This is a genomic window from Rhodococcus sp. NBC_00294 (assembly GCF_036163995.1).
In the GTDB taxonomy this organism is placed as follows: Bacteria; Actinomycetota; Actinomycetes; order Mycobacteriales; family Mycobacteriaceae; genus Rhodococcoides.
The window spans coordinates 452,718-476,649 of the sequence record NZ_CP108043.1; the positions used below are offsets into that span (position 1 = coordinate 452,718).

Annotated in this window: 29 protein-coding genes and 1 riboswitch; of the genes, 10 read left to right on the forward strand and 19 right to left on the reverse strand. The window is 69.0% G+C overall.

Annotation, left to right across the window (positions count from 1 at the left end):
- Positions 1-128 precede the first annotated feature (128 nt).
- Together OHB23_RS02070 and OHB23_RS02075 are read left to right on the forward strand one after the other, a co-directional pair.
- Positions 129-935, forward strand: coding sequence for a transglutaminase-like domain-containing protein (locus OHB23_RS02070; protein ID WP_328810778.1), 807 nt, complete (start codon positions 129-131; stop codon positions 933-935).
- A gap of 73 nt (positions 936-1,008) precedes the next feature.
- Positions 1,009-2,337 (forward strand): lipase family protein, encoded by a 1,329-nt coding sequence (locus OHB23_RS02075; RefSeq protein ID WP_328810779.1) that lies wholly within the window; start codon positions 1,009-1,011, stop codon positions 2,335-2,337.
- Between the two features lie 110 nt (positions 2,338-2,447).
- On the opposite strand, the gene OHB23_RS02080 is transcribed toward OHB23_RS02075, so the two are convergent.
- The 6 genes from OHB23_RS02080 to OHB23_RS02105 form a co-directional block, all read right to left on the reverse strand.
- Positions 2,448-2,672, reverse strand: coding sequence for a hypothetical protein (locus OHB23_RS02080; protein WP_328810780.1), 225 nt, complete (start codon positions 2,670-2,672; stop codon positions 2,448-2,450).
- Positions 2,673-2,688: 16 nt separating this feature from the next.
- On the reverse strand, positions 2,689-3,126 hold the full coding sequence (locus tag OHB23_RS02085; protein WP_027506393.1) for a hypothetical protein: 438 nt from the start codon (positions 3,124-3,126) through the stop codon (positions 2,689-2,691).
- On the reverse strand, positions 3,123-3,581 hold the full coding sequence (locus tag OHB23_RS02090; protein WP_328810781.1) for a Fur family transcriptional regulator: 459 nt from the start codon (positions 3,579-3,581) through the stop codon (positions 3,123-3,125). The genes OHB23_RS02085 and OHB23_RS02090 overlap by 4 nt, the downstream gene beginning before the upstream one ends.
- 46 nt (positions 3,582-3,627) lie before the next feature.
- Positions 3,628-3,801, reverse strand: a complete 174-nt coding sequence (locus tag OHB23_RS02095) for a CDGSH iron-sulfur domain-containing protein (protein WP_231476425.1) — start codon at positions 3,799-3,801, stop codon at positions 3,628-3,630.
- A gap of 49 nt (positions 3,802-3,850) precedes the next feature.
- Positions 3,851-4,528, reverse strand: a complete 678-nt coding sequence (locus tag OHB23_RS02100) for a HemK2/MTQ2 family protein methyltransferase (protein ID WP_328810782.1) — start codon at positions 4,526-4,528, stop codon at positions 3,851-3,853.
- Positions 4,529-4,629: 101 nt separating this feature from the next.
- Complete coding sequence (locus OHB23_RS02105) at positions 4,630-5,214, reverse strand: TetR/AcrR family transcriptional regulator (protein WP_027506396.1); 585 nt, start codon at positions 5,212-5,214, stop codon at positions 4,630-4,632.
- Positions 5,215-5,441: 227 nt separating this feature from the next.
- Between OHB23_RS02105 and OHB23_RS02110 the strand changes: the two genes are divergently transcribed.
- Positions 5,442-6,356 carry a DAPG hydrolase family protein gene (locus OHB23_RS02110; RefSeq protein WP_328810783.1) on the forward strand — a complete coding sequence of 305 codons (915 nt, stop codon included), beginning with the start codon at positions 5,442-5,444 and terminating at the stop codon, positions 6,354-6,356.
- Positions 6,357-6,365: 9 nt separating this feature from the next.
- Here OHB23_RS02110 and OHB23_RS02115 read toward each other — a convergent pair whose 3' ends face one another.
- On the reverse strand, positions 6,366-7,070 hold the full coding sequence (locus OHB23_RS02115) for a GAF and ANTAR domain-containing protein (protein WP_328810784.1): 705 nt from the start codon (positions 7,068-7,070) through the stop codon (positions 6,366-6,368).
- 95 nt (positions 7,071-7,165) lie between these two features.
- On the opposite strand from OHB23_RS02115, the gene OHB23_RS02120 reads away from it, so the two are divergent.
- The 3 genes from OHB23_RS02120 to OHB23_RS02130 are packed head-to-tail and all read left to right on the forward strand — an operon-like array spanning position 7,166 to position 10,404.
- A complete protein-coding gene (locus tag OHB23_RS02120; RefSeq protein ID WP_222638843.1) occupies positions 7,166-8,227 on the forward strand; it encodes an NAD(P)H-binding protein in 1,062 nt (353 codons plus the stop codon).
- Between the two features lie 45 nt (positions 8,228-8,272).
- Entirely contained in the window at positions 8,273-9,187 is a 915-nt protein-coding gene (locus OHB23_RS02125) for an SDR family oxidoreductase (RefSeq protein ID WP_307109540.1), read from the forward strand.
- A 35-nt stretch (positions 9,188-9,222) separates the two neighbouring features.
- Complete coding sequence (locus tag OHB23_RS02130; RefSeq protein WP_328810785.1) at positions 9,223-10,404, forward strand: zinc-dependent alcohol dehydrogenase; 1,182 nt, start codon at positions 9,223-9,225, stop codon at positions 10,402-10,404.
- A gap of 8 nt (positions 10,405-10,412) precedes the next feature.
- Here OHB23_RS02130 and OHB23_RS02135 read toward each other — a convergent pair whose 3' ends face one another.
- Positions 10,413-10,778: an STAS domain-containing protein gene (locus OHB23_RS02135; RefSeq protein ID WP_051613505.1), complete on the reverse strand. Its 366-nt coding sequence runs from the start codon at positions 10,776-10,778 to the stop codon at positions 10,413-10,415.
- 204 nt (positions 10,779-10,982) lie between these two features.
- On the opposite strand from OHB23_RS02135, the gene OHB23_RS02140 reads away from it, so the two are divergent.
- Entirely contained in the window at positions 10,983-12,917 is a 1,935-nt protein-coding gene (locus OHB23_RS02140) for an acetoacetate--CoA ligase (RefSeq protein WP_328810786.1), read from the forward strand.
- Positions 12,918-12,926: 9 nt separating this feature from the next.
- On the opposite strand, the gene OHB23_RS02145 is transcribed toward OHB23_RS02140, so the two are convergent.
- Positions 12,927-13,784, reverse strand: coding sequence for an NmrA family NAD(P)-binding protein (locus OHB23_RS02145; protein ID WP_197027820.1), 858 nt, complete (start codon positions 13,782-13,784; stop codon positions 12,927-12,929).
- 219 nt (positions 13,785-14,003) lie between these two features.
- On the opposite strand from OHB23_RS02145, the gene OHB23_RS02150 reads away from it, so the two are divergent.
- The gene (locus OHB23_RS02150; RefSeq protein ID WP_261776138.1) at positions 14,004-14,327 is read left to right on the forward strand and encodes a winged helix-turn-helix transcriptional regulator; all 324 of its coding nucleotides are present in this window, start codon (positions 14,004-14,006) and stop codon (positions 14,325-14,327) included.
- On the opposite strand, the gene OHB23_RS02155 is transcribed toward OHB23_RS02150, so the two are convergent.
- Positions 14,324-14,557, reverse strand: coding sequence for a DUF3072 domain-containing protein (locus tag OHB23_RS02155; protein ID WP_027506404.1), 234 nt, complete (start codon positions 14,555-14,557; stop codon positions 14,324-14,326). The two genes, OHB23_RS02150 and OHB23_RS02155, sit on opposite strands and share 4 nt — an antisense overlap.
- Positions 14,558-14,724: 167 nt before the next feature.
- On the opposite strand from OHB23_RS02155, the gene OHB23_RS02160 reads away from it, so the two are divergent.
- Positions 14,725-14,886: a hypothetical protein gene (locus OHB23_RS02160; RefSeq protein ID WP_155957078.1), complete on the forward strand. Its 162-nt coding sequence runs from the start codon at positions 14,725-14,727 to the stop codon at positions 14,884-14,886.
- A 32-nt stretch (positions 14,887-14,918) separates the two neighbouring features.
- Here the strand turns inward: OHB23_RS02160 and yczR are convergent, their stop codons facing one another.
- The 3 genes from yczR to OHB23_RS02175 all read right to left on the reverse strand — a co-directional run bounded on the left by yczR (position 14,919) and on the right by OHB23_RS02175 (position 18,206).
- Positions 14,919-16,382, reverse strand: a complete 1,464-nt coding sequence (yczR, locus tag OHB23_RS02165; protein ID WP_328810787.1) for a MocR-like transcription factor YczR — start codon at positions 16,380-16,382, stop codon at positions 14,919-14,921.
- A 44-nt stretch (positions 16,383-16,426) separates the two neighbouring features.
- Positions 16,427-16,789 carry an LGFP repeat-containing protein gene (locus OHB23_RS02170; RefSeq protein ID WP_051613506.1) on the reverse strand — a complete coding sequence of 121 codons (363 nt, stop codon included), beginning with the start codon at positions 16,787-16,789 and terminating at the stop codon, positions 16,427-16,429.
- A gap of 127 nt (positions 16,790-16,916) precedes the next feature.
- Entirely contained in the window at positions 16,917-18,206 is a 1,290-nt protein-coding gene (locus tag OHB23_RS02175) for an adenylosuccinate synthase (RefSeq protein ID WP_027506406.1), read from the reverse strand.
- Positions 18,207-18,498: 292 nt separating this feature from the next.
- On the opposite strand from OHB23_RS02175, the gene OHB23_RS02180 reads away from it, so the two are divergent.
- Complete coding sequence (locus OHB23_RS02180) at positions 18,499-19,161, forward strand: hypothetical protein (RefSeq protein ID WP_027506407.1); 663 nt, start codon at positions 18,499-18,501, stop codon at positions 19,159-19,161.
- Here OHB23_RS02180 and OHB23_RS02185 read toward each other — a convergent pair.
- The 6 genes from OHB23_RS02185 to OHB23_RS02210 all read right to left on the reverse strand — a co-directional run bounded on the left by OHB23_RS02185 (position 19,158) and on the right by OHB23_RS02210 (position 23,877).
- Positions 19,158-20,000, reverse strand: a complete 843-nt coding sequence (locus OHB23_RS02185) for an energy-coupling factor ABC transporter ATP-binding protein (RefSeq protein ID WP_037186296.1) — start codon at positions 19,998-20,000, stop codon at positions 19,158-19,160. The two genes, OHB23_RS02180 and OHB23_RS02185, sit on opposite strands and share 4 nt — an antisense overlap.
- Positions 19,997-20,752: a cobalt ECF transporter T component CbiQ gene (cbiQ, locus tag OHB23_RS02190; RefSeq protein ID WP_027506408.1), complete on the reverse strand. Its 756-nt coding sequence runs from the start codon at positions 20,750-20,752 to the stop codon at positions 19,997-19,999. Before cbiQ ends, OHB23_RS02185 begins: the two co-directional genes overlap by 4 nt.
- The gene (locus OHB23_RS02195; protein WP_222638850.1) at positions 20,753-21,079 is read right to left on the reverse strand and encodes an energy-coupling factor ABC transporter substrate-binding protein; all 327 of its coding nucleotides are present in this window, start codon (positions 21,077-21,079) and stop codon (positions 20,753-20,755) included.
- The gene (locus OHB23_RS02200; RefSeq protein WP_204869804.1) at positions 21,072-21,755 is read right to left on the reverse strand and encodes an energy-coupling factor ABC transporter permease; all 684 of its coding nucleotides are present in this window, start codon (positions 21,753-21,755) and stop codon (positions 21,072-21,074) included. Before OHB23_RS02200 ends, OHB23_RS02195 begins: the two co-directional genes overlap by 8 nt.
- Before the next feature lies 1 nt (position 21,756).
- Positions 21,757-21,903: riboswitch (adenosylcobalamin (AdoCbl) riboswitch) on the reverse strand.
- A gap of 57 nt (positions 21,904-21,960) precedes the next feature.
- The gene (locus tag OHB23_RS02205; protein WP_222633144.1) at positions 21,961-22,875 is read right to left on the reverse strand and encodes a cation diffusion facilitator family transporter; all 915 of its coding nucleotides are present in this window, start codon (positions 22,873-22,875) and stop codon (positions 21,961-21,963) included.
- Positions 22,876-23,004: 129 nt separating this feature from the next.
- Positions 23,005-23,877 (reverse strand): type IV toxin-antitoxin system AbiEi family antitoxin domain-containing protein, encoded by an 873-nt coding sequence (locus OHB23_RS02210; RefSeq protein ID WP_328810788.1) that lies wholly within the window; start codon positions 23,875-23,877, stop codon positions 23,005-23,007.
- Positions 23,878-23,932: the final 55 nt, after the last annotated feature.

A 23,932-nucleotide genomic window follows, 5' to 3' on the forward strand; every position in this document is an offset into this window, starting at 1 on the left:
ATCCGGGGCCTACATTCCACAGTTCACACTCGCGGTCGTCCCACTGTGTCCAGCGACACGCGTCGTTCCTGGTCAGGCTGGGTACACCTCCGCGCACACCCCCTCTCCCCCCGGAAACGAGCACCTCCATGACCGAACGCGTCGTCTCCGCACGCCTCGATGTCGACATCACGGCCGCCAGCACCTTGGAATTCCAGATCGCCGTGGCCCCGCATCCCGGCGCGCAGGTCGCCGAGACCCTCTCGTTCGTCCTGGACGGGAAGACGGTCGAGGCCCACGAGGTCAGCGGAGCCCACGGCAACCGGATCCACGTCCTCGAGGCGCCGGTGGGCAACCTGCAGGTCTACTACGACGCGACCGTCACCGGGAACGCGGAGCCGTCCCCCGTCACGGATCTTGATCGCTCGGTCTACCTCCGTCCGAGCCGGTACGCGGAGGCCGACAAGTTCTTCGGCTTCGCCGCCACGGAGTTCGGCAGCGAGTCGGACGACGCGGTGCTGTTGTCGGAGGTGTCCGACTGGGTCGGCCGTCGACTGCACTACGTCCCGGGGAGCAGCGATCCCATCGACGGTGCGGCGGACACGCTGCTCGCCGGTGCCGGCGTGTGCCGTGACTACGCGCACCTGGTCGTCGCGATGCTGCGCGCGCTGAACGTTCCGGCTCGTCTGGTCGCCGTCTACGCACCCGGATGCGACCCGATGGACTTCCACGCCGTCGCGGAGGCCCTGGTGAACGACACCTGGCACGTCGTGGACGCGACGTGCCTCGCACCTCGGTCGACGCTGGTCCGGATCGCGACCGGACGCGATGCGGCCGACACCGCGTTCCTCGACAACCACAAGGGTTCGATCACGCTGAACAGCTCCACGGTCACGGCCGTGGCGACCGACGGCCTGCCGAAGGACGACATCCACGAGCTGGTCTCCCTCACCTGATCCGGCGCATGCGTCGGTCGCCTCCTGCGTCGTCGGGTTACTGTGACTCGACGAATCAGGAAGCGAGACGCACATGAGCATCGAACGAGATGCAGCGTTCACGGGTGGGCGAGGGACGGCGGCGGACCGGAGCACTGACTCCGACGATGCCGTCGAGCGGCTGACGACGACGCCGAACAAGGATCCGTTCTACCGCTCCCCCGCCGGGTTCGAGAAGGCCGAGCTGGGGGCCGTGCTGCGGTCGCGCCGTGTCGAGATCGCCCTGTTCGGCACCATCCGCCAGCGCGTGTCGGCATGGCAGCTGCTCTACCGGTCGTCCGACATGCACGGAGAACCGCGCACGGGTGTCACCACGGTCCTGCTGCCGGCCGGCGCGGTTCCGGGTCGGAGCAGGCCGCTGCTCTCCTACCAGTGCGCCATCGACGCCGTCTCGGACCGCTGCTTCCCGTCGTACGCGCTGCGGGACGGCGCACACGCCCACGGCGCCGTCCCACAGTTCGAGCTGCTCATCATCCTGTACGCGCTGCGCCGCGGGTGGGCGCTGTCCCTGCCGGATCACGAGGGCATGGACGGCCGCTGGGGTGCACCGATCGAACCCGGATACTGCACTCTCGACGGCATCCGCGCCGCCCTGTCCTTCGCACCTCTGGAGCTCGACGACTCCGCGCCCGTCGCTCTGTGGGGATATTCGGGCGGCGGCCTGGCCACGTCGTGGGCCGCCGAGGCCGCGGACGAGTACGCGCCGGAGCTGAACGTCGTCGGTGCCGCGCTGGGCTCGCCCGTCGGTGATCCGGCGTCGGCGTTCTCCCGCCTCAACGGCACGATCTTCGCCGCGTTGCCCACCATGGTGGTCGAGGGGCTGCGCCGCACCTACCCCGATCTGGACCGGACGATCCGCGATCACGTCGCACAGCCCGGCATGACCATTCTGTCCTCGCTCGAGCGCAAGACCACGGTGCACGCCGTTCTGACGCTGCTGATGCACGACCTCGAGCGCTACACCGACATCCCGCTCGCCGACGTCATGGCGACCCCCGAGCTGGTGCAGATCTTCCAGGACATCCAGCCGGGCAAGTCCGCACCGAGCTTCCCGCTCCTCGTCATGCAGGCGGTGCACGACCCCATCATCGCCGTCGACGACGTGGACGGGCAGGTGGAGCGGTACCGCACCGCCGGCGCCCACGTGACGTACGTGCGCGACCGGCTCAGCGAGCACCTGTCGCTGCATCCCATCGCCGCACCCGCCACGCTGAACTGGCTCGCCGATCGCATCGCCGACCGCCCGGTGCCCCCGAACACCACCGAGACCGTATGGTCCTCGGCCCTGTCGGTGTCAGGTGTCCGAGGGCTGCTCGGGCTCACCGTCTCGACCGGTCGCGCTCTGCTCGGCCGGGTCCGCTAGCCGGTCGTCGCCGGGGTCGCGGCGCGTCGGCTCGATCCCGAAGTCGGGTGGCCCCGACGCCTCCGCGAAACCGGAGGGCTCCGAGTGCTTCTCGTCGGACGTCGACATGATCATGCCCCGAGCTTGTCGACCATGTCGTTCAGCGCGGTGGCCGCCGTCTCGAGTCGCTCGGGTGACCTGTCGTCTCCCAGTTGCTCGACGAGTGCCGCCTTGGTGGTCACCAGAACGGCACCCGAATCGTCGTCGGTCATCGTCAGTTCGCCGTCCCGGATCACCAGCAGCGTTCCGTCGGGTGCGTCGAGCACGCCGCGCACCGTGTCGCTCGTCATCGTCATCGTGTCGATCCTCCTGTCAGGGTGTTGCCTCGTGACCGCGCTTGCCGTGCGTGCGCCGGTCCTCCTTCATCTCCGCCTCGAAGACGTGACGGCGGCCGTCCATCAGGTCGTCGCGGATCCGGCGTTCGTGCTCACGCGCGGTGGTCCAGTACCCGTCGTCGAAGTCCTCGACCATCTGGAACGTCCACCGACCCTCGATGACGTTGCGGCCGATCACCTCTCGCTCCAGTGCGTCCGCTGCGTCACCGTGCCCTGCGTCGCGGAGCTCGTCCGCGGCAGAGCCGAACTGGAGATCGGCGTGACCCATCAGCTGGTGGAACGTGTACAGGTGGCCGCGGGCGCGTTCCACCCACTCGAGGGCCTCCGAGACCGAACCGACGGCGGACACCGTGGCATCGTCGGACCCGTCCGGACGGTGGTGGTCCGTCAGCATCTTCTCGCGATCATCGCTCATACCTGCTGGTTACCCGTCCGGCAGTCACGACACACACCCCAGAAGAAGACGTCGACGCCGTCGATGTCGAAGTCGTCGTCCTCCGGCTCGGGAGCGCGTCGACGCACATCGGAGGTGAGGGCCGTGTCGAACACTCGGCGGCACTGCCGGCACATCAGATGGTGGTGGTCGTCGCCGTCGACCCGAAGTTCGTACAGCGCGGGCGAATTGGCGGGCTCGATGCGCCGCAGCAGGTCCACCGACACGAGTGCGTCGAGGTTGCCGTAGACAGTCTGCCGCGACATCCCCTGGCTCTTCAGCGTGCGGGCCACGTAGCCGGCGTCGACGTGTGGGTGCCGCGCCACGACGTTCAGCACGCGAAGGCGCGGACGGGTCACGCGCAGCCCGCGCTCACGCAGTATCCGACGCCACTGCTCTTCCGACGAGACGTCCGGCGACTGTTCCTTCGTGTCCACGACGCCGGAGTGCCCCCGCAGGGCGCCGTGAAACGTCCGGGCCGTGTCAGTCGTCGCGACCCCGGTCCTCGGTGGTGGCCGCGCGGATCTTGCGGCGATGGCTGGTGTCGCAGAAGGGGTAGTTCTTGCTGCGTCGACACGCGCAGAGCGCCACCATGAAGCGGTCGGACCGCACGCGGGTGCCGTCCTCCATCTCCACGTCGACGGGCCCCTCCACCATCACCGGCCCGCCCGGAACAACACGGACGAGCCGTGCTGCGGGAGCAGCGTCAGGCGCGTCGGGCACGGACGACCACCAGTTCCTCGGAGCGCCGACCCGGCTGCAGGGCGCCCGTGGCCTCGAGCCACTCGGCGCGCGCGTGCATGACGGGACCGAACGCGATCCGACGGCGAGCCACCACGTCGACCGTGGTGCCGGACCGCATCAGACGCTCGATCGTGCGGTCCACACCGGCGAACTCGGACTGCACGATCAGCATGGTGCCGCCCGGAGTGAGGAGATCGAACGCGTTGTCGCACAACGGGTCCAGGACGATGCGACCGTCGGCGCCGGCGTCCCACGCACGGTGCACACCGCGCCCCTCCGGCGCGGTCGGCGACGGCACGTACGGCGGATTGGAGACCACGAGGTCGAACGGCGCCTCGGCGAGGGCGTCGATGAGTGTGCCCTGTCGCGCATCGACCTCGACACCGATGCGCTCGGCGTTGTCCAGGGCGCACGCGACGGCGCGAGCATCCAGGTCGTAGGCGAGCACCTCACGTGCACCGAGACTCGCAGCCTGGAGCGCGAGCACTCCGGTACCCGTACACAGATCGAGGGCACGCGCACCCAGGGGCGACGCCGCCACCGGCATGACCTCGCAGAGCAGTCTCGAATCGTCCTGGGGGGCGTAGACACCGGGGTGTGCACGCACCATGCTGATCGTGTCGCGATGAATCGTCGTCACACGAGAACCTTCCGTCGGCGCAGATGCGCTGGCAGCATCTGCCGCCTTTCTTCAGGAATGGCATTCCCGAACGGACGCGATTCAAACGCGGGACCGGCGCGTCACCACCTCCGGGCGATGATGGAGACGATGCGCGGAATCTCCTCGTCGGCAAGCGGTTCGACCCCGATGACCACCTGGCGGGTGAGCAGACCGTCCACGGACATGGCGAACAGTTCCGCCGACGCCACGGTCGCGGGGTAGCCCGCCTCGCTCATCTTGGACGACACCAGGCCGACGAACGCGGCCAACTGGGCGTCGAACGCCGCCTTGAGTTCGGGCCGCACCAGACCCTCGCCGAGAAGGTGGTGCCGTGCGACGACGCGGCCGCGATGCTCCTCGCTGCACATGTCGCGGACGAACCCGACGACGGCGTCGACCACGGCGTCGTGATGCCAGGTGTCGAGTGCGAAGTGCCGACCGGCGACCTCGAGATCTCTCCGGAACACCTCGTCGAGCGCCAGCGAGAGCAGGGTGGCTCGATCGGGCGCGTGATAGTTGACGGCGCCGGCACCGAGACCGGTGGCCTGATCGACCGCACGATGAGTGAACCCACGGGGACCGCGTTCGGCGAGTACCTGCACCGCGGCGGCAGAGATGAGTGAGCGCCGACTTCTGGGCTTCTCCACCGTCTCACCATCACTCATTGGTGAGATGTTACGGCCCTGACGTGCCGGTACCACCATCACCGGTCACGGTCGGCTCACGATGATCGCGCCGGCGGAACGGGCTGATCGAGCCCGCTCCACCGTCCCCCGACTGCCGCGTCACTGTCATGACAGGCGTTGAGGATACACCCGTCTCGGCACGTCCGCTCGTGCTTGACACCGGGGTCGCCGGCGTCTTTTCTGTACAGATGTTGAGGAATCGGGCCATGAGTCGTCGCGGGATGTTGGGAGCGGCCGCCGTCGCCGCGGGAGCGGTCACGGTGGGGATCGCCCCGCGCGTCCGCGCAGCGCCGACACTCCCCTCGGCGGCCTGCGCCGTTCGCTACCCCGGCTACCGCGGCGCCGACTTCGCGCTCCCGTACGCCCACTACATGCAGGCCCGGACCGCCCCCGCGCCGCAGGTCGTGACCGACGCCTTCGCCGGCCCGGCGCTACCTCCGGGAGCGGTACCTCGGTTCGAGGACATCACGCGCGATCTCGGCCCGACCGGGACGTCCGCCGTGGAGACCGGGTACGGCCAGGGCGCCGACGGGGTGGTCTTCGTGGCAGTGCGCACCGTCATGCCGAGAGTCACTGCGGCCATGTGGGACTGGTGGTTCGGGTGGCACTCCAGCGAGGCCGCGCGCTACAAGCTGTGGCATCCCGACGCGCACCAGTTCGCCGCCCTGGACACCGACCTCACCACCGCCGACCTCACGGACCGGCAGAAGTACATCGGCAACACCACCTACGTCGACGAGTACGTGGGGCCGAAACTGCAGCAGCTCGGGATCAACTTCCGAGACCCGGTGGCGCACGGGTTCACCGTGCCGTCGGATCAGACCATCGTCTTCGGCCGCGTCGGAAGCAGCATCGCCCCCGTGGACCTGGGGTGGCTCGCCCACCAGGTCCGCCCGATCGAGGGCGGCGCCGAGATGCGCAGCCGGTTCCACCTGAACCTCCGCGGCCTGCACGTACCGAACGTGACGCAGGCCGCGTGTGCGGTGGCCCGTGGTGCGTCGGTCGATCCGACCGATCTGCAGCTGAGCCTCGACCTCGGTCGTGACCTGCTGATGCACTGCGGGCAGGAGATGAACCACCTCGCGGCGTTCCTCCCCGAACTGCACGCCGAGTTCTCGTGACCCGGCACCTCAGCGAGCCGACTCCGACCCCTTCTCCACCAAGTGGACCGACAACCGGCTGATCGGGGTGTTGGAGTCCTGGGACAGCCTGGTCAGCAGGGTGAAGGCCTGCTGGGCGTCGACGCCGAAACGCTCCATGATCATGCCCTTGGCCTGCCCGATGACGTCCCGGGACGCCAGGGCCGAATGCAGTTGATCCTCGACCCGACCCGCTGTCAGAGCGATCGCGGCGTGGGTGGCGAGCGCCTCCCCGACCATGATCGCGTCGTCGGTGAAGGCTCGGGGCTCGAACGCGAACAGGTTCAGGGCACCGAAGGTGTCGCGGTGGGTGAAGAGCTGGAAGGAGAGCGAGCTCCGCACGCCCTCCGCCACGGCGATCGGCGCATACTTCGGCCACCGGGTGTCGGTGGTCAGATCATCGGCCCGCACCACCGCGGTGGTGGTCGCCGCGTCCAGGCACGGGCCCTCCCCGAACTCGATCTGAGCTGCATCGAGCCGCGGCGGAAGGGACGACGTGGGCCCGTGCGAGGTGAACGACGACCTGCCCGAGATCGCCACCACGTCGGCGGCGTCCGTTCCGGGAACCAGATCGAGGGCCGCCTCGGTGACCCTGCGCAACGTGTCGTCGAGATCGGTGTGCGCCGTCAGGTCGCGAGCGAATGCCGCCAGCGCCGACGCGATGTCCGACGGCTCCCGTTCTCGAGACGCGTTCATCCGACCTCCTCGAGCAGCAGCGGGCATGACACTCGGCACAGATTGACCGCGACCGGGGACGGGTAAACCAGGACCACTCACTCGAAAGGCATGTCTTGCGCATCCTGGTCACCGGGTCCACCGGCTACATCGGCTCACGTCTCGTTCCCATCCTGCTGGGCGACGGTCACGACGTGCTCGCCGCCATGCGCGACGACAGCAAGGCGTCCTCCTTCAGCTGGGAGGACGACGTGACGCCGGTCCACTTCGACATCACCGACGAGAAGTCCATCGACGCCGCGCTCGAGGGTGCGGACGCGGTCGTCTACCTCGTGCACTCGATGGACGACGGCGACTTCGTGACCAAGGATCGCGAGGCCGCGCAGGCCGTCGCGCGCGCCGCGGAGAAGCACGGCGTGGGCCGCATCGTCTACCTGTCCGGCCACGTGCCCGACGACGACGAGGACCTCTCCGACCACATCACGTCCCGCCTGCAGGTCGAGGAGGTCTTCCTCAACTCGTCCGTCCCGGCGACGGTGTTCCGGGCGGCCATCATCCTCGGGTCCGGCTCCACCTCGTTCGAGCTCGTACGCAGGATGGTCGAACGGCTCCCGGTCACCCCCGTGCCGAGCTGGATGGTGAAGAAGGTGCAGCCGATCGCGACGACCGACGTCCTGCACATCATCGCCGCCGCTCTCGGTGACGAGCCCATTCCGGGGTCGTACGACATCGGCGGGACCGAGGTGCTCACCTACCCCGAGTTGCTCACCCGCTACGCGACCATCGCCGAACTGTCGCGGCCCCAGTTCCGCGTGCCGCTGGTTCCCACACCGATCGTCGGGCGAGCCGTCGCCGCCATCACACAGATGCCGCCCGGCACCGTGATCTCGTTGGTGGACAGCCTGCATCACGACATGATCGTCCGTCGCGGCAACGCGGCCACGGACACGTTCGCGCACGCCGTCGACTCTCTCGTGGGTATCGACGAGTCCATCAGGCGGTCGCTGACGGTCAGCTCGCACGACGGCACCGACGCCGAGGGCACCACCGACCCGCAGTCCGCGGCGGACACCGACCCCTCGTGGGCCGGCGGCGTCGTGTCGATCGGCCGAGACGGACGGGTGCGTCACGACGTGTCCGGACGATTCTCGCGAGCGCTGTTGCACCCGCGTTCCTGAGGCGGGACCAGGATTCCCGGTCGGGTACGCGGGTACCCGACCGGCATGACTTCTTCGAACGGCTCGATCGACCAGTACTCCAAGAGAGACCCGCGTACCGCCTACGCGACGCCGGATCGCGAGGGGCAGCAACCGATCTCGCATCCCGGGCTGACCGAGGACATGCGGACCACCCCCGACCACGGGGAGTCCACCTACCGCGGATCAGGGCGGCTCACCGGCCGGAAGGCACTGATCACCGGAGCGGACAGCGGCATCGGCCGCGCCGTCGCCCTGGCGTTCGCGCGCGAGGGCGCCGACGTCGTGCTGTCGTACCTCGAGTCCGAGGAGCCCGATGCGCGCGAGACGGTGCGGCTCGTCGAGGAGGCCGGCCGCCGGGCCGTCAGCGTCCCCGGTGACATCCGCGACGAGGCGCACTGCGACGCCCTGATCGACACCGCGGTGCGCGAACTGGGCGGTCTCGACATTCTCGTGAACAACGCGGCGTTCCAGATGGCCCAGAGCGGCGGTATCGCCGACATCACCACCGAGCAGTTCGACCGCGTACTGAAGACCAACCTGTACGCGTTGTTCTGGCTGTCCAAGAAGGCTGTGGCCGTGATGGATCCGGGCTCGACCATCGTCAACACCTCCTCCGTCCAGGGCGTGAGCGCCTCACCCGAACTGCTCGACTACGCCACCACCAAGGCCGGCATCATCAATTTCTCCAAGGGGCTCGCGAGCGACGTCGCCCGACAGGGCATCCGCGTGAACGTCGTGGCACCCGGACCCATCTGGACACCGCTGATCCCGGCCACGATGCCGTCGGACAGTGTCGACGGTTTCGGCGACCAGGTGCCGCTCGGACGTCCGGGACAGCCCGCGGAACTCGCACCCGCGTACGTGTTCCTCGCCTCGGGCGAGTCCAGCTACATCACCGGGCAGGTCATCGGCGTGACCGGCGGTTCCCCGATCACCTGAGCATTCCCGCATCCGCACGACACGAAAGGCACATCATGAGAGCAGTGACCTGGCACGGCAAGCGCGACGTCCGCGTCGACAACGTCCCGGATCCGACGATCCAGGATCCGACGGACGCCATCATCGAGGTGACGTCCACCAACATCTGCGGCTCCGATCTGCACCTCTACGAGGTGCTCGGGCCGTTCATGAACGTCGGTGACATCCTCGGCCACGAACCGATGGGCATCGTGCGCGAGGTCGGCAACGCCGTGTCGACGCTGGCGGTGGGCGACCGCATCGTCGTCCCGTTCCAGATCTCGTGCGGCTCGTGCTTCATGTGCGATCAGTCGCTGTACACCCAGTGCGAGACCACCCAGGTACGCGAGACCGGTATGGGCGCAGCACTGTTCGGCTACTCCGAGCTCTACGGATCGGTGCCGGGCGGCCAGGCGCAGTACCTGAGGGTGCCGCACGCCGACTTCACCCACATCAAGGTCCCGGAGGGCCCGAGCGACGAGCGATTCGTCTACCTGTCCGACGTACTGCCCACCGCGTGGCAGGCCGTGCAGTACGCGGGGGTGCCCGAGGGCGGCTCGCTGACCGTGCTGGGCCTCGGTCCGATCGGCGACATGGCGGCACGCATCGGCACCCATCTCGGATACCGCGTCATCGGCGTCGACCGCGTACCCGAACGGCTCGAGCGTGCTCGCGCTCGCGGCATCGAGACGGTGGATCTTCGGGCCCACGGCGGGCAGGTGGGGGACGTGGTCCGCGAACTGACCGACGGCCGCGGTACCGACTCGGTCGTCGACGCGGTCGGAATGGAGGCCCACGGCTCACCGGTGGCCAAGGCCGCGCAGCAGGTGGCGGGTCTGCTCCCGGACGCCCTCGCGAAACCGTTCATGGAGAAGGCCGGAGTGGACCGCCTCGACGCGGTCTACTCGGCGGTCGACATCGTACGCCGCGGCGGCACGATCTCACTGTCCGGCGTGTACGGCGGCGCGGCGGATCCGATGCCGATGATGACCATGTTCGACAAGCAGATCCAACTGCGCATGGGTCAGGCGAACGTCAAGAGGTGGGTCGACGACATCATGCCGTTGCTGACGGACGACGATCCGTTGGGCGTGGACGATTTCGCGACCCACACCCTGCCGTTGACGCAGGCGCCGCACGCCTACGAGATCTTCCAGAAGAAGCAGGACGGAGCCGTGAAGATCATCCTGCGTCCGTGACGAGCGGGTCAGCTCGCGAGCGGCTCCGGTTCCACCGAAGCCACGACCGGCACGAGACGGGTGAGGCCGAGGACACCGAGAGTGCGCCGCACCCGAGGTGACGGCGAGATCACGACGTCGATCGCGGTCGGGGCGTCCGACAGGACGTCCTCGATCGCGGTCACGCCGGCCGAGCTGAAGAACCGGACGTCGGTGAGGTCGACCGTAACGGGGCCGTCCGAGACGGCCGCTCGGAGGCAGCGGGTCAGGTCGCGCGCGGTGACGAGGTCGACGTCGCCACGGACGGCGACGATGCGGCGGCCGTCGTGGCCTGCGTGGACGACGACGTCGAACGGGCTGGAGGAGTGGTGGGAAGGAGCAACCGTGGTCATCATGTTCCTTCTGCGGCGCTGCTCGGACGCGGTGTCTCGCACCGGTACCGAGGGTGTAGCGAAGGGCCCTGGGCTGGACCGCCTTGCAGACAACTCTGATCGATCGACATCGCGGTTCGGCCAACCGGAACATCACGATCAGGTCACGGCGAGTAACGGAATGATCACGGCGCCGGGCTCGCCGAGCGGGTTCATCAGACTGTCCTCATGAACCCCCGCCCTCTCGCCCGGTTCTCGGACTCGGTCGTCACGTTCACGGGACGCTCCTCTTACGACTACGGCGCGCTGCATCGCTGGTCGGTCGACGAGCCGGAACAGTTCTGGACCGGTGTCGGCACCTTCTTCGACGTGCCGCTCACCGGTCACGAGTCCGTCCTGTCCCCCTCGGAGGACCCCCGCGTGTTCAGCGGGCGGCAGTGGTTCCGGGGTGCCCGCGTGAACTACGTGGATCGCGTACTGGCGTGGTGCGACCGGTCACCCGAGTCCGTGGCGATCATCGACGACACCGAACCGGGCGGGCTCGGCACCCGCACATCGTCGTACGCGGAACTGGCCGAGCAGATCTCCTCGATCGCCGCCGCGCTGCACCGCCTCGGCGTGCGGAGCGGCGACCGGGTGGCCGGTTACGTCCCGAACACGACCGAGGCCGCCGTCACGTTCCTCGCCACCGCCGCACTCGGCGCCGTCTGGACCTCGTGCGGGCAGGACTACTCCGCGGCCGCCGCGGTGGACCGGCTCGGACAGCTCGAACCGACGGTGTTGGTGACCGCCGACGGCTACCGCTTCGCCGGTGTGGACCGCGACCGCCGGGACCAGGTGGCGGTACTGCAGGCCTCGATTCCCTCCCTGCGGGCGGTGATCGCCTTCTCCCGACTCGGCACCGACGTACCCGGAGCCGTCCGATGGGACGATCTGCTCGACGAGGGGCGCGGTGGCCCACGGGTGATCCCCGAGCCTGTCCCGTTCGACCACCCACTGTGGGTGCTGTTCTCCTCCGGCACCACCGGGCGCCCCAAGGGCATCGTTCACGGACACGGCGGTGTGCTGCTCGAGCACCTCAAATCTGCTGCGCTGCAGTCGGACATGACCGAGGACGACGTGTTTCTCTGGTACACCTCACCCAGCTGGATGATGTGGAACTACCTGCTGGCCGGGCTGCTCGTGGGCTCGACCGTCGTCTGCTACGACGGCAGCCCCGGCCATCCGGACGCCGGCGCACTGTGGGAGCTCGCTGCGCGGCACCGCGTGACAGTGCTCGGCACCAGTCCCGGGTACCTCCTGCACTGCGAGAGTGTCGGGGTCGAACCGGCTCGGGCACAGGACCTCTCGGCACTGCGCATTCTCGGGGTCACCGGGTCGGTCCTCCCCGCCGCGGCGCACGGCTGGGTGGCGGAGCACGTGGGGCGGTCGGTGCACCTCGCGCCGGTGTCGGGCGGCACGGACGTCGTCAGCGGATTCGTGGGAGCGCCCACCGGGGTGCCCGTGGTCCCCGGCGAGATTCCTGCCGTGAATCTCGGTGTCGCTCTGGAGGCGTGGAGCGACGGCGGGACCCCGCTGGTGGACGAACCGGGTGAGATGGTCATCGTCGCGCCGATGCCCTCCATGCCCGTCGGGTTCTGGAAGGACCCGAGCGGTGACCGCTACGCCGACGCATACTTCTCCACGTTCCCCGGCGTCTGGCGGCACGGCGACTCGATCACCGTGACCAGCGGGGGCAGCGTGGTGATCCACGGACGATCGGACGCCACGCTCAACCGCAACGGTGTGCGCATGGGCAGCGCCGACATCTACGGCGTGGTCGAGCGTCTGCCCGGCATCGCAGAGAGTCTCGTCGTGGGTCTCGAACGCCCGGACGGCAGCTACTGGATGCCGCTGTTCGTCGTCACGTCCGACGACGTGGAGCTCGATGACGATCTGCGCGAACGCATCTCGGCGGCGCTGCGGAGGGAGGCCTCGCCGCGTCACGTCCCGGACGACATCATCGAGATCCGCGCCGTGCCGCACACGCGGACCGGGAAGAAGCTCGAGATCCCGGTCAAGAAGATCCTGTCGGGTGCGGACCCGTCGACCGTGGCCGATCCGGAGTCGGTCGACGACCCCGACGCGCTGCGCTGGTTCGCGGCGCTGGCGCCGGGGTCCTGACCGGTCGGCTCAGCTCAGCGTGGCGCGCAACGCGTCGACGGCCGAGACCGGCTCACGCTCGAGCAGTCGAGTCAGATCGCCCGACTCGGTGTCGAGGTCGCCGCGGGCGATGCCCGCGTCGGCGCTCGCCAGCATCTGCGCGACAGGCGCGGGCAGTCCCGCACCCTCGAGCGCGCCGATGTGCTCGTCGGTGCTCAGATCCTGGTACTCCACCGGCGCGCCGATGATCTCGGAGATCGCACCCGCCAGACCCTCGTACGTCAGACGCTCGCCGCCCAGCTCGTACACGGCGCCCGCCTGGTCGTCGGCGATCAGCACCGCGGCCGCGGCCGCCGCGTAGTCGGCCCGAGCAGCACCGGCCACGACACCCGACCCGCCGCTCCCGATGATGGCGCCGGTGTGCTGTGCCTGGCCGATCGACGCCGCGTAGTTCTCCCAGTACCACCCGTTGCGCAGCAGCACGGACGGCACGGAGGACGACGCGAGGCGCTCCTCGGTGGCGACGTGCTCGGGCGCGAGACTGATGCCGCTCGTCGGCGCCTTCAGCACACTGGTGTACGCGATGAGTGAGACACCGGCCGCCTCGGCAGCCTCGATGACGTTGGTGTGCTGCGGGATTCGCTTACCGGGCTCGGAACCCGACACGAGCAGGAGCTTGTCCACCCCGTCGAGAGCGGCGCGCAACGCAGCGGGATCCGCGTAGTCGGCGACGCGGACGACGACACCGCGCGCCGCCAGGTCGGCGGCCTTGGCCTCGTCGCGCACCACGGCCACGATGTCGCCCGCGGCGACCCCGTGATCGAGGAGCGATCGAATCACTGCGCTGCCGAGTTGTCCGGTCGCGCCGGTCACCGCTGTCGTGGTCATGAGCATGTCTCCCTGGAGAGTGAGCGTCGTCCGGCGCACCACGAGGGTGTGCCGCTGCGACCGATCCGGCCGTCGGCACCACTATGCACTTACTATTCGTGCAGTGCACCATTCCTCGTAATCACTTACAGACCAGCTGGTAGGATGGGGCTCGTGCCCGACACCGACCCGACACTCGAAGCCGACGTGTTCTCTCGCCACTGCTCGTCCCGCGACACGATGCAGGACATCACCAGTCGCTGGGGCCTGCTGGCGCTCGCCGCGCTGTACGAGGGGCCGTACCGGTTCGGGGCTCTGCGGCGGCGCGTGGACGGGGTCAGCGAGAGGATGCTGTCGCAGACACTGCAGCGGCTGGAGCGTGACGGGCTGATCACCCGCACCGTGCTCGAACAGATTCCGCCGAAGGTGGAGTACGCACTCACCGACCTCGGGCGCGAGACGGCGACCCGGCTCGTCGGCCTCATCGAGTTCGTCGAATCGACGCTTCCGACCGTGACGGCCGCGCGCGCCGAGTACGACGCGCGCGGCACGGACGGGGTCTAGCTGGTTCCGCGGCCCGTCTCGGACTGCAGCTTGTCGATCATCTCGGACGCCTGCGCCTTGGTCAGGTCCGACGGCACCTCTTCACCGGCCTCGCGGGCCAGCGTCTCGAGGTAGCTCAACTGGGGGCCGGTGGGCGGCTCGTCGCCGGTGACCCAGTCGGACGGATCCTTCTCCGCGCTCTGGTCGACGTCCGCATTGCCTGTCTTGGTGGTGTCATTCGCATCGCTCATACGTTCGACTGTACCCACGAGTACCTCCGCGCAAACCGACGCGAATCGGCGAGCGGGCAGCCGCCGAGCGCGCCGATCGAGATTCATTCCGGTTTACTCCGTAAGAAACCGATCCAAGTCTCGCGTTTCACAGAATGTTTTCAGTTCGAGGTGCTACAAACGGAATCGTGATAGTCGTCGTGGTCGTCGGAGTGGTGTGGCTGCTGGTCGCCGCGGGTGCCGCAGTGCTGCTCGGACGCGCCGCATCGCGCGCGGACCACGAGGAACTCGGATCCGAGCTCCAGTGGGACATGGCCGAACTCGATCACGAGGTCTTCGGCTCCCGCTGACTGGCCGACCATTCTCCGTCGGCCGCCCCACTTCACAGCACGACGGCAGAATAATCCCCGTCGGTCGGTTTCAGGGATTGGTACGCGAACGCAATTCGGTCGATCGCAGCCTCCAATCGATCGGCACCCTCCGTGTACGGCAGGCGCACGTGGCGCTCGAACGCCCCCTCCACCCCGAACCGCGGCCCCGCCGCCAGCGCCACCCCGTGGGCCGGCGCGATCGCGGCGAGAGCCGTGGACGCCGCGGCAGGCATCTGAACCCACAACGACAGGCCGCCCGGCGCCGGGTCGTACGACCAGTCCGGAAGGTGCCGCGCCAGAGCCGCCGTCAGCGCATCGCGGTTACCACGGAGTTCCGCGCGGCGGGGAACCAAGATCTCCTCGTGCCGCTCGATCAGTGCCGCGCACGCGAGCTGATCCATGATCGGCGTGCCGATGTCGACGGCGGCCCGCGATGTCGCCAAGCGAGAGATCAGCGACGGCGACGCCCTGATCCAGCCGACCCGCAGACCACCCCAGTATGCCTTCGACGCGGACCCCACGGTGACGACGGTGCCGGGATGCCCCACCGCCGCGACCGGAGCGGGCGGCGCCTCGTCCAGCCACAGGTCGGCCATCGACTCGTCCACCACCAACGTGGTGCCGGTCCAGCGGGCGTTCGACGCCAGTTCCGCGCGGCCGGCGACATCGAGCAGAGCACCCGTCGGATTGTGGAAGTCGGGCAGCACGTACGCCATTCGCGCCCCCGTCTGCACCGTCGCGTCGCGAATCGCGTCGAGGTCCCATCGCCTCGACGAACGCGCCGATCCAGGGGTCGAGTACTCCCGCGGCCTCAACGGAACGGGCACCGCGCGCGCCGCAGTTCGTCGAATCGCTTCCAGCGCATTGGGATACGTCGGGTGATCGACCACCACCCGGTCACCTGGCGACACCAGCACCTCGAGCAGCAGCCGCCAGGCCTGCTGCGCGCCGGACGTCACCATGATCTGGTCCGGCGACGTGGGCAGCCCCCGCTCGTCGTACCGGCGAGCCAGGGCCTGCCGCAGTGTCGCGAGACCGACCGGCTCGATACCGTGACCCGTGTAGTAGGCCGGAAGTGCCTCCAGCGCAGCGGCGTACGCCTGTGTCACCTCGTCGGACGGGGCGGTGACGGCGGCATGGGTCAGATCGATCACCGACGCCGCCGCGCGGGCCGGCCGCCCCGCCAGGGTGGTCCGCGGCAGTGCGACCGTGCTGCGGGAACCCTGCCTGCTCAACAGGTACCCCTCGTCACGCAGTGCCGCGTACGTGTTGGTGACGGTGGTGCGGGACAGCGACAGGGCTCCCGCCAGATCGCGCTCGCTGGGCAGGGCGACGCCCAGGGGGATGCGGCCGTCGTGCACCAGGAGCCGGATCCCGTCGGCGAGTGCCCGGTAGACCGGTCGGTGCCGCCCCGACGGCCGCCAGTGCCCGAGGTCCCGCGAGAGAGTCGACGCACCGATCACGCGAGTCACCATGAGGTCCAGTATCCACCTCGGTGGACGCCGGCATGCAGCCCAGTTCAGGCGGTGCGGACGGATCCCATGAGGAATGCCCCGGTACCCGGGAGCCATCCGACGGTGCCGTTCTCGAACACGTTGTAGCGGCCGTGGCCCGTCGGAGTGCGCTTCTCGTCGGTGAGCGGGTAGCCGAGCGATCCACTCGGGCCGCCGTGCGCGAGGTACCAGGCGAGGATGTCGCCGTGCACCTCGTGCGCGCCGCCCTCGGGGAGCGCGAAGACCATGGCGTGCTGGAACTCGAGCATCCCACCGCCGCGCGGCCCCAGCATCAGCTCGCCGACACGGTCACCGATCCACGAGTGCTCGAAGCTGAAACGCTCGAACTGGCACTGGAAGACCTCGAGCCCGACGTAGGTGCTGTCCATAGCGGTCCTCCACTGACCTGCTCTCGCCGAGAGGGGGATCCGTTTTGTTCCACCTCATAGCGAACCTGAGCCACAGTATGAGCCATCCTGGCGTTATCGTCACGCCATTTGTGATATCTCGACCGTGTCAGGACAGGATGTCGCGCCGCACGATGGTCTGGTCACGGCCCGGACCGACGCCGATGTACGACATGTACGACCCCGAGAGCTCCTCGAGACGCAGCACGTACCTCTGGGCGTTGACGGGCAACTCCTCGAAGGTCCGCGCCCCCGAGATGTCCTCCCACCACCCGGGCATCTCCTCGTAGATCGGCTTCGCGTGATGGAACCCGGTCTGCGTCATCGGCATGTCGTCGTGACGCACGCCGTCCACGTCGTACGCGACGCAGATCGGGATGGTGTCGAGCGAGGACAGTACGTCGAGCTTGGTGAGGAAGTAGTCGGTGATGCCGTTGACGCGCGTGGCGTACCGCGCGATGACGGCGTCGAACCAGCCGGTGCGCCGGGCGCGGCCGGTGGTGACACCCACCTCGCCGCCCTGCTTGGCCAGGTACTCGCCCGACTCGTCGAACAGCTCCGTCGGGAACGGGCCCGAGCCGACGCGCGTGGTGTACGCCTTCAGGATGCCGAGGACGGTGGTGATCCGACCCGGGCCGACGCCCGAGCCCACGGCCGCGCCGCCCGCCGTCGGGTTGGACGACGTGACGAACGGATAGGTGCCGTGATCGACGTCGAGGAGCGTGCCCTGCGAACCCTCGAGCAGCACCGTCTCGCCGCGCTCGAGCGCCTGGTTCAACGCGAGCCGGGTGTCGGCGATGCGGTGCTTGAAGCCCTCGGCCTGGCCGAGCACCTCCTCCACCACCTTCTCCGACTCGAGGGCGCGCCGGTTGTAGATCTTGGCGAGCACCTGGTTCTTGAATTCCAGTGCGGCCTCGACCTTCTGGGTCAGGATCTTCTCGTCCAGGACATCCGCCGCGCGCACTCCGACGCGGGCGATCTTGTCCTGGTAGCACGGGCCGATGCCGCGTCCGGTGGTGCCGATCTTGCGGGCACCGAGGAAACGTTCGGTGACCTTGTCGATGGCCACGTGGTACGGCATGATCAGGTGCGCATCGGCGCTGAGCAGCAGCTTCGACGTGTCCACGTCGCGCTTCTCGAGGCCGTCGAGTTCGGTGAGCAGCACACCTGGATCCACGACGACGCCGTTGCCGATCACGTTGTTCACACCGGGCGAGAGGATGCCCGACGGGATGAGGTGAAGCGCGAACTTGTCGCCGTTCGGCAGCACCACGGTGTGGCCGGCGTTGTTGCCACCCTGGTAGCGCACCACCCACTGCAGTCGCTCGCCGAACAGATCCGTGGCCTTGCCCTTGCCCTCGTCGCCCCACTGGGCGCCGATGAGGACGATTGCCGGCATGTGTTGCTCCATCACTCGGGTGGACAGCCGGACCATCCCGGGCTGTGGCACGTGTCGGAACGCACTTCGTGACGTGCGGAACGCGCACCGACCATGACCGGTGACACAGTGTACCGCCCGAGACGACACGTGCCGCTCACAGCCGACCGCACACCGTACTGCCTGGTCTTCTGTCGCGGCGGCACGGTCAAAGCGACGCGAAATCGAGACCGGGCAAGCGCCTTCCCGGGGTCCACGACGACCGTGTCCTGATTAGGGTGGGGCAGACCCGTCCGGCTGAGAAGGAATTCGCGTGACTCCGTTCGTCTTGCAGTGCGGCAGGCCCTTGCTGCCCATCGCGCTGTCCTCGCTACCGCTCACCGCGGTACCCGAGGTGCCGTCGAAGGAGGAGTGCGACGCCCTGCTCGCCGAACTCGACGCGGTACACGACCCCCGGCTGATCGTGCTCGGCACCGACGCCTCGCTCGCCGCCGTCCTCACCCGGTTGATGCGGCGCGACCGACTCGACATCGAGCTCGCCTACGTCGCCGAGACCGCCAGCGAGGCCAGCCACCTCTTCCGCGTCGGCACCGGATCGCGCGCCGCCAAGGTCGCGCTGTCCGGCACCGCCTCCCCCACTCCCCTCATCCGTGACGACGCCGGATCGGCCGTCGTCGGACTCGCCACCGTCTCGGGGCCGTCGGGCCACCTCGTCGGCGAGGCCTACGTCGACGACACCAAGCTCTTCTCCGGTGAGGTGCCGGGCATCGAGGTCACCCCGACGCTCGAGATGCCGGGACTCCGAGCTCGGGTGCAGGGCAAGCGCGGACTGTTCCGCCGCCGCTGGATCACCGGCCGGGCGATGCAACTCGGAGCCACGGCGGCGCGTCTGACGAAGGACGGCATCGACATCCCCCGCGAGACCACCAGGTCCACCATCTACCGCCACGACAAGCAGTGGTTGCTCGTACGTTAGCGCCGACTGATACTGCTGCTCAGCATCTTTCGTAGTTCTTCGGCGTCCCGTGGTCGCGATCCCGGTTCGAGCATTCCGTCCCGGACGAGGTCCGCCGCGAGCGCCAACGGCCACGGTGTCCGCAACCTGGCCCGTCCCAGCAGGTCGATGTCCGACAGCAACGTCACGGGATCCCCCTGCACCACAGCGCCGTCCACGACCACGGCGACCGAGTGCGACCACTCCAGCGCCAGGGCCACGTCGTGTGTCGACAGCACCACGGTCGTGTGGTGATTCTCCAGGCGGTGCAGCGCAGCGAACATCTCGTCGACGCCCTGCGGATCGAGCCCGGCCGTCGGTTCGTCGAGCAACAGAATGCACGGCCGCATGGCCACGGCGCCGGCCGTCGCGACGCGCTTGCGCTCACCGTAGGACAGCTGGTGCGTCGGCCGGGACCGCAGATGGTCGATGCCCATCACCTCGAGCGCCGCCTCCGTGCGCTCGCGCACCTCGTCGGGCCCCAGGCCGAGGTTCACCGGACCGTAGGCGACGTCTCGGTACACGTCGACCGAGAACAACTGATCGTCCGGATCCTGCAGCACCAATTGCACTTCCTGGCGATGTGCCCGCAGGCCCGACCGGCTGTGGCGCAGTGCGACGTCGTCGATCTCCACCCGTCCGCCATCGGGAACGATCGCTCCGGACAGGCACCGCAGCAGGGTCGTCTTGCCCGAGCCGTTGGCGCCCAGGAGCGCCACCCTCGCCGCGGCGGGAACGCTCAGGCTCGCGCCGGCCAACACCGGCGGCCCGCCCTGATACCGCACCTCGAGGTCGCGGGCGGTGAGAGTGCGGTGGCTCATGCGCGATGTCCCAGCAGGGACAGCGCCACCACGGCTCCCAGCACCGCCACGACGGTCACCAGGAAGCTCGGCGAACTGCGCTGCCGGTCGACCGGATCCGCCGAGACCGCGTCGCCGAACTCGCGACCCGCCAGCCCCGCCTCGAGCCGCGAGGCCCGGTCCCACGACTTGATCAGCACGGCGGCCGTCAGCAGACCCGCGGAATGCAGCGACCGGCGCGGCGACGAGTAGCCGAGGCGGGCGGTCTGCGACTGGCGGATGGTACGTACCGACGACAGCAGCACGAACAGGAAGCGGTACATCACGGCGGCGACGTCGATGCATGCCTGCGGTACCCGCAGCCGTCGCAACCCGGTCAGGATGTCGATCATCGGTGTCGTGACGGCCAGCAGGAGCACGGCCGACGTCCCGGCGATCGCGTGACCGGACACCTCCAGCGCTCGTCGCGCGCTGTCGGCCGTGACCCCGACACTCCAGTCCGGCGTGGCGGTCACCGTGACGGCGACGGAGACGGCGCCGAGGGCGATGAAGGCTGCGGGCGCGGTGAGCGCACGCAGCACCGGCCGGAGCGGTGTGCGGGCAGCCCCGACGGCCGCACCGAGCGCGACCACCGTGACGATCAGCGCGCCGGGCCACGGCGGGAGCAGCAGCGCGCACAGCACGAGACCCAGCGACAGTGCCGCCTTGTCCCCCACCGCGCGCGTGCGCCACGGACTGGCCCAGGCCGCGTCGTCGACCGCGAGACCCTGCACCTACGTCCGTTCGAGTTCGGTGCGGAGCGCGTCGAGCTTGCGCCGACCGCGCAGCGCCGCCAGCACGTACCCGAGGACGAGCCCACCCAGCGCGGCCTGCAGCGCGAAGAGACCCGACTCCACCTCGCCCGACGTCGGCGAGAACACCGACTCGAACCACGGCACGTAGTCCGGGTGGTCCTCCTCGATCTGCGACGTGGCGGCCGAATCGGTACCGACGAACCGCTCCTCGTCGCCGCTGCGTCCCGCGTCGAGCACCAGCGCGGCGCCGACGATGAGGACGATCCCGAGGACGAGCAGCAGGTTGATCACGACGTTCCTACGCATCGACGGCACCCTTCTCGCGGCGCAGCACTCCGAGGTCCCGCAGCTCCGGCGTCGCCACGGTCCGCAGGACGCGGAACACCAGCACACCCAGCAGGCCCTCCGCGATGGCGAGCGGAATCTGGGTGACAGCGAAGATGGACAGGAACTTGGTGACGGCTCCGAGTACGCCGCTCTGCGGATCCGGGAACGCGAGCGCGATCTGCACCGACGTTGTGCAGTACGTCGACAGGTCGGCCAGCATCATCGCGAAGAACACCGACAGCGACAGACCACCGCCCAGCCTGCCGGTGAGACGGAACGCGGCGTACCCCACCCACGGGCCGACGATCGCCATGGAGAACGCGTTGGCGCCCAGCGTCGTCAGGCCGCCGTGCGCGAGCAGCAACGCCTGGAAGAGCAACACCACCGTGCCCAGGAACGCCATGACCGGCGGCTTGAACAACACCGCCCCCAGCCCAGTTCCGGTGGGATGACTCGAGCTGCCCGTGACGGACGGCAGCTTGATGGCGGAGAGAACGAAGGTGAAGGCACCGGCAGCACCCAGCAGCAGACGGCTGCGGGGGTTCTCCCGGACCTGGACGACGACGGCGCGAGCGCCGTGAACGACGAACGGCGCCGCGGCGCACGTCCAGACTGCCGCGTGAACGGGTGGCAGAAAACCCTCGGCGATGTGCACGAGTGGAACTCCTCAGATTGCGCGTCCGATTCGAGTCTCACGTGCCGGATCGGCGATCTGACTCACGGACGACGAGGCCCGCTCACAGTGGCGCGACCGTTCCGGATTCTCACCGGATTCCCCTCGCCAGCACGTCGCAGGTACTGACCTGCCGTGTCATGGTCGCACAGGTGTTCCGATGCCTGTCACCATCCCGGCCGGCCTGCTACCAGGTGAGCTCGTCGCGGCAGGTGGCACCGTGCACCGCGGGCTCGACCTGCACGGTGGCGTGGTCCAGGCCGTAGGCCGAGAGCACTTCCTTCCCGCGGGCCAGCATCACCGATCCGGAACCGTCCGACGTGATGTGCACCGTGGCGACGTCCATGCCGGTGGTGAGGGTCCAGACGTGCAGGTCGTGGACGTCGACGACTCCGGGCAGCGCCCGCAGATCGGCCTCGAGCGCACCGATGTCCACCGACGACGGGCTGGCCTGCGTGAGGATGCGCAACGACTGGCCGGCGAGCGAGAGTGCCCGCGGCACCACCCACAGCGAGATGGCGATACCCACGACGATGTCCGCCCACGTCCAGTCGAACGCCAGGAGCAGCACACCGGCGACGAGCACCCCGACGCTGCCCACGGTGTCCGCGAGCACCTCGAGATAGGCCCCGCGTACCGCGATGGAGTCCTTCGCGTCGGCGCGGATGAGCAGCATGACGACGATGTTGGCGACGAGTCCCGCGGCGGCCGTCAGCACCATCGCGAGGCCCGGGATGTCCGGCTGGTCCCCGATGCGGCGGATCGCCTCGACGAAGATGAAGACCGCGACCCCGAGCAGCAGCACCGCGTTGGCGACAGCGGTGAGGACCTCGGCCCGGTGCCACCCGAATGTCCGTGCAGCGGAACTCGATCCGCGCCGGGCCATCGTGAGCGCGACGAGGCCCATCGACATGCCGATGATGTCGGTGAGCATGTGCCCGGCATCGGCGAGCAGGCCCAGCGAGTTGATGATCAGGCCGACGGTCAGCTCGAGGGCGAAGAACGCGACGAGCACGAACCACGCGATCCCCATGCGTCGCAGCCGCCCGGTGCCGGCCTCACCAGCCGCCGGTGTGTGCGCATGTCCGTGCCCCGCTCCCATGATCGAGACCATACATGCGAATGTGTGCATATGGTGAGTCACGCTTCCCGCAGGGCTTCCGTACTCGAGGAGGGGTTGCAGCCTCCGCGGGAACACGGAACGGCAGCGGGAACCCAGAGACCTCCGGCGTCAGCGGAACGCGATGGCCATCCCGGCCGCGAGCAGACGCCGTAGCCGTTCGGGATGACGCAGGTCGTCCCACGTCCACCGCACCACATGGCAGCCGAGCGCGCGGAGGGCGTCCTCGCGCAGCTTCTCGTCGATCACCGACTGTGCTCCGCCGCGATACTTCGTCAGCCCGTCGAACTCGCCCACCAGCCGACCGTCCCAGTCGAAATCGGTGCGGGCCACGATGCGACCACGATCGTCGAGGAAGCGATGCTGCAGCCTCGGCGAGGGAATCTCGGGCCACTGCATCATCAGGGCTCGGCTCCACGATTCGCCGATGCTCTCGGTGAGAGGGCTCGCGAGGTCCACCGCGCGGCGGGCGGTGGCGATGCCGCGACGGCGCCCGAGCCGTGCGAGGCACTCCTGCAGATCCGGCGCCTCCGTGCGGAGTGCGGACTCGACAGCGCACAGCGCACGATCGAGTCCCACTGTGCACGCGATGTCGAGCGCCGTCCGCGTCGGCGTCGTGACCTGCACACCGTCGACGGTGGTGACGTCCAGCGGGGACAGCGGCACCCGGTGCTCGGCGACCCTCCTCGTCGACGCACCACCTCCTCGACCGTCGACGCTCACATGCACTCGGTCTCGGTCGGGAGCGAGAAGGGGGAGCCGATGCAGCGCCGCCGCGGACTCGTGACTGGCGACGGCCACCGCGGTGCGTCCCGCCATGACTCCGAGCACGCGCAGGCGGTAGCGCTCGTCTGGTGATGCCGACGCCCACTCCGAGCCGGGGCCGTAGGAGCCGCGGCTCACGCGGACCAGTTCGCCGCGCCTCACCAGACCGCGCAGCGCCGCATCTGTCACGTCACCGGTCGCGCGGCGGTGCAGGTCCATGGCGGTGAGTGTCGATCACGCGCGGACGGGGACACGCCTTCATGTCGCCCGCCTG

Coding starts and splice junctions, on each gene's coding strand:
- OHB23_RS02070 (WP_328810778.1), top strand. CDS start 129: ATGACCGAACGCGTCGTCTCCGCACGCCTCGATGTCGACATCACGGCC.
- OHB23_RS02075 (WP_328810779.1), top strand. CDS start 1,009: ATGAGCATCGAACGAGATGCAGCGTTCACGGGTGGGCGAGGGACGGCG.
- OHB23_RS02080 (WP_328810780.1), bottom strand. CDS start 2,672: ATGACGATGACGAGCGACACGGTGCGCGGCGTGCTCGACGCACCCGAC.
- OHB23_RS02085 (WP_027506393.1), bottom strand. CDS start 3,126: ATGAGCGATGATCGCGAGAAGATGCTGACGGACCACCACCGTCCGGAC.
- OHB23_RS02095 (WP_231476425.1), bottom strand. CDS start 3,801: ATGGTGGAGGGGCCCGTCGACGTGGAGATGGAGGACGGCACCCGCGTG.
- OHB23_RS02105 (WP_027506396.1), bottom strand. CDS start 5,214: ATGAGTGATGGTGAGACGGTGGAGAAGCCCAGAAGTCGGCGCTCACTC.
- OHB23_RS02110 (WP_328810783.1), top strand. CDS start 5,442: ATGAGTCGTCGCGGGATGTTGGGAGCGGCCGCCGTCGCCGCGGGAGCG.
- OHB23_RS02115 (WP_328810784.1), bottom strand. CDS start 7,070: ATGAACGCGTCTCGAGAACGGGAGCCGTCGGACATCGCGTCGGCGCTG.
- OHB23_RS02125 (WP_307109540.1), top strand. CDS start 8,273: ATGACTTCTTCGAACGGCTCGATCGACCAGTACTCCAAGAGAGACCCG.
- OHB23_RS02130 (WP_328810785.1), top strand. CDS start 9,223: ATGAGAGCAGTGACCTGGCACGGCAAGCGCGACGTCCGCGTCGACAAC.
- OHB23_RS02135 (WP_051613505.1), bottom strand. CDS start 10,778: ATGATGACCACGGTTGCTCCTTCCCACCACTCCTCCAGCCCGTTCGAC.
- OHB23_RS02140 (WP_328810786.1), top strand. CDS start 10,983: ATGAACCCCCGCCCTCTCGCCCGGTTCTCGGACTCGGTCGTCACGTTC.
- OHB23_RS02145 (WP_197027820.1), bottom strand. CDS start 13,784: ATGACCACGACAGCGGTGACCGGCGCGACCGGACAACTCGGCAGCGCA.
- OHB23_RS02150 (WP_261776138.1), top strand. CDS start 14,004: ATGCAGGACATCACCAGTCGCTGGGGCCTGCTGGCGCTCGCCGCGCTG.
- OHB23_RS02155 (WP_027506404.1), bottom strand. CDS start 14,557: ATGAGCGATGCGAATGACACCACCAAGACAGGCAATGCGGACGTCGAC.
- yczR (WP_328810787.1), bottom strand. CDS start 16,382: ATGGTGACTCGCGTGATCGGTGCGTCGACTCTCTCGCGGGACCTCGGG.
- OHB23_RS02170 (WP_051613506.1), bottom strand. CDS start 16,789: ATGGACAGCACCTACGTCGGGCTCGAGGTCTTCCAGTGCCAGTTCGAG.
- OHB23_RS02175 (WP_027506406.1), bottom strand. CDS start 18,206: ATGCCGGCAATCGTCCTCATCGGCGCCCAGTGGGGCGACGAGGGCAAG.
- OHB23_RS02185 (WP_037186296.1), bottom strand. CDS start 20,000: ATGAGCCACCGCACTCTCACCGCCCGCGACCTCGAGGTGCGGTATCAG.
- OHB23_RS02195 (WP_222638850.1), bottom strand. CDS start 21,079: ATGCGTAGGAACGTCGTGATCAACCTGCTGCTCGTCCTCGGGATCGTC.
- OHB23_RS02205 (WP_222633144.1), bottom strand. CDS start 22,875: ATGGGAGCGGGGCACGGACATGCGCACACACCGGCGGCTGGTGAGGCC.
- OHB23_RS02210 (WP_328810788.1), bottom strand. CDS start 23,877: ATGGACCTGCACCGCCGCGCGACCGGTGACGTGACAGATGCGGCGCTG.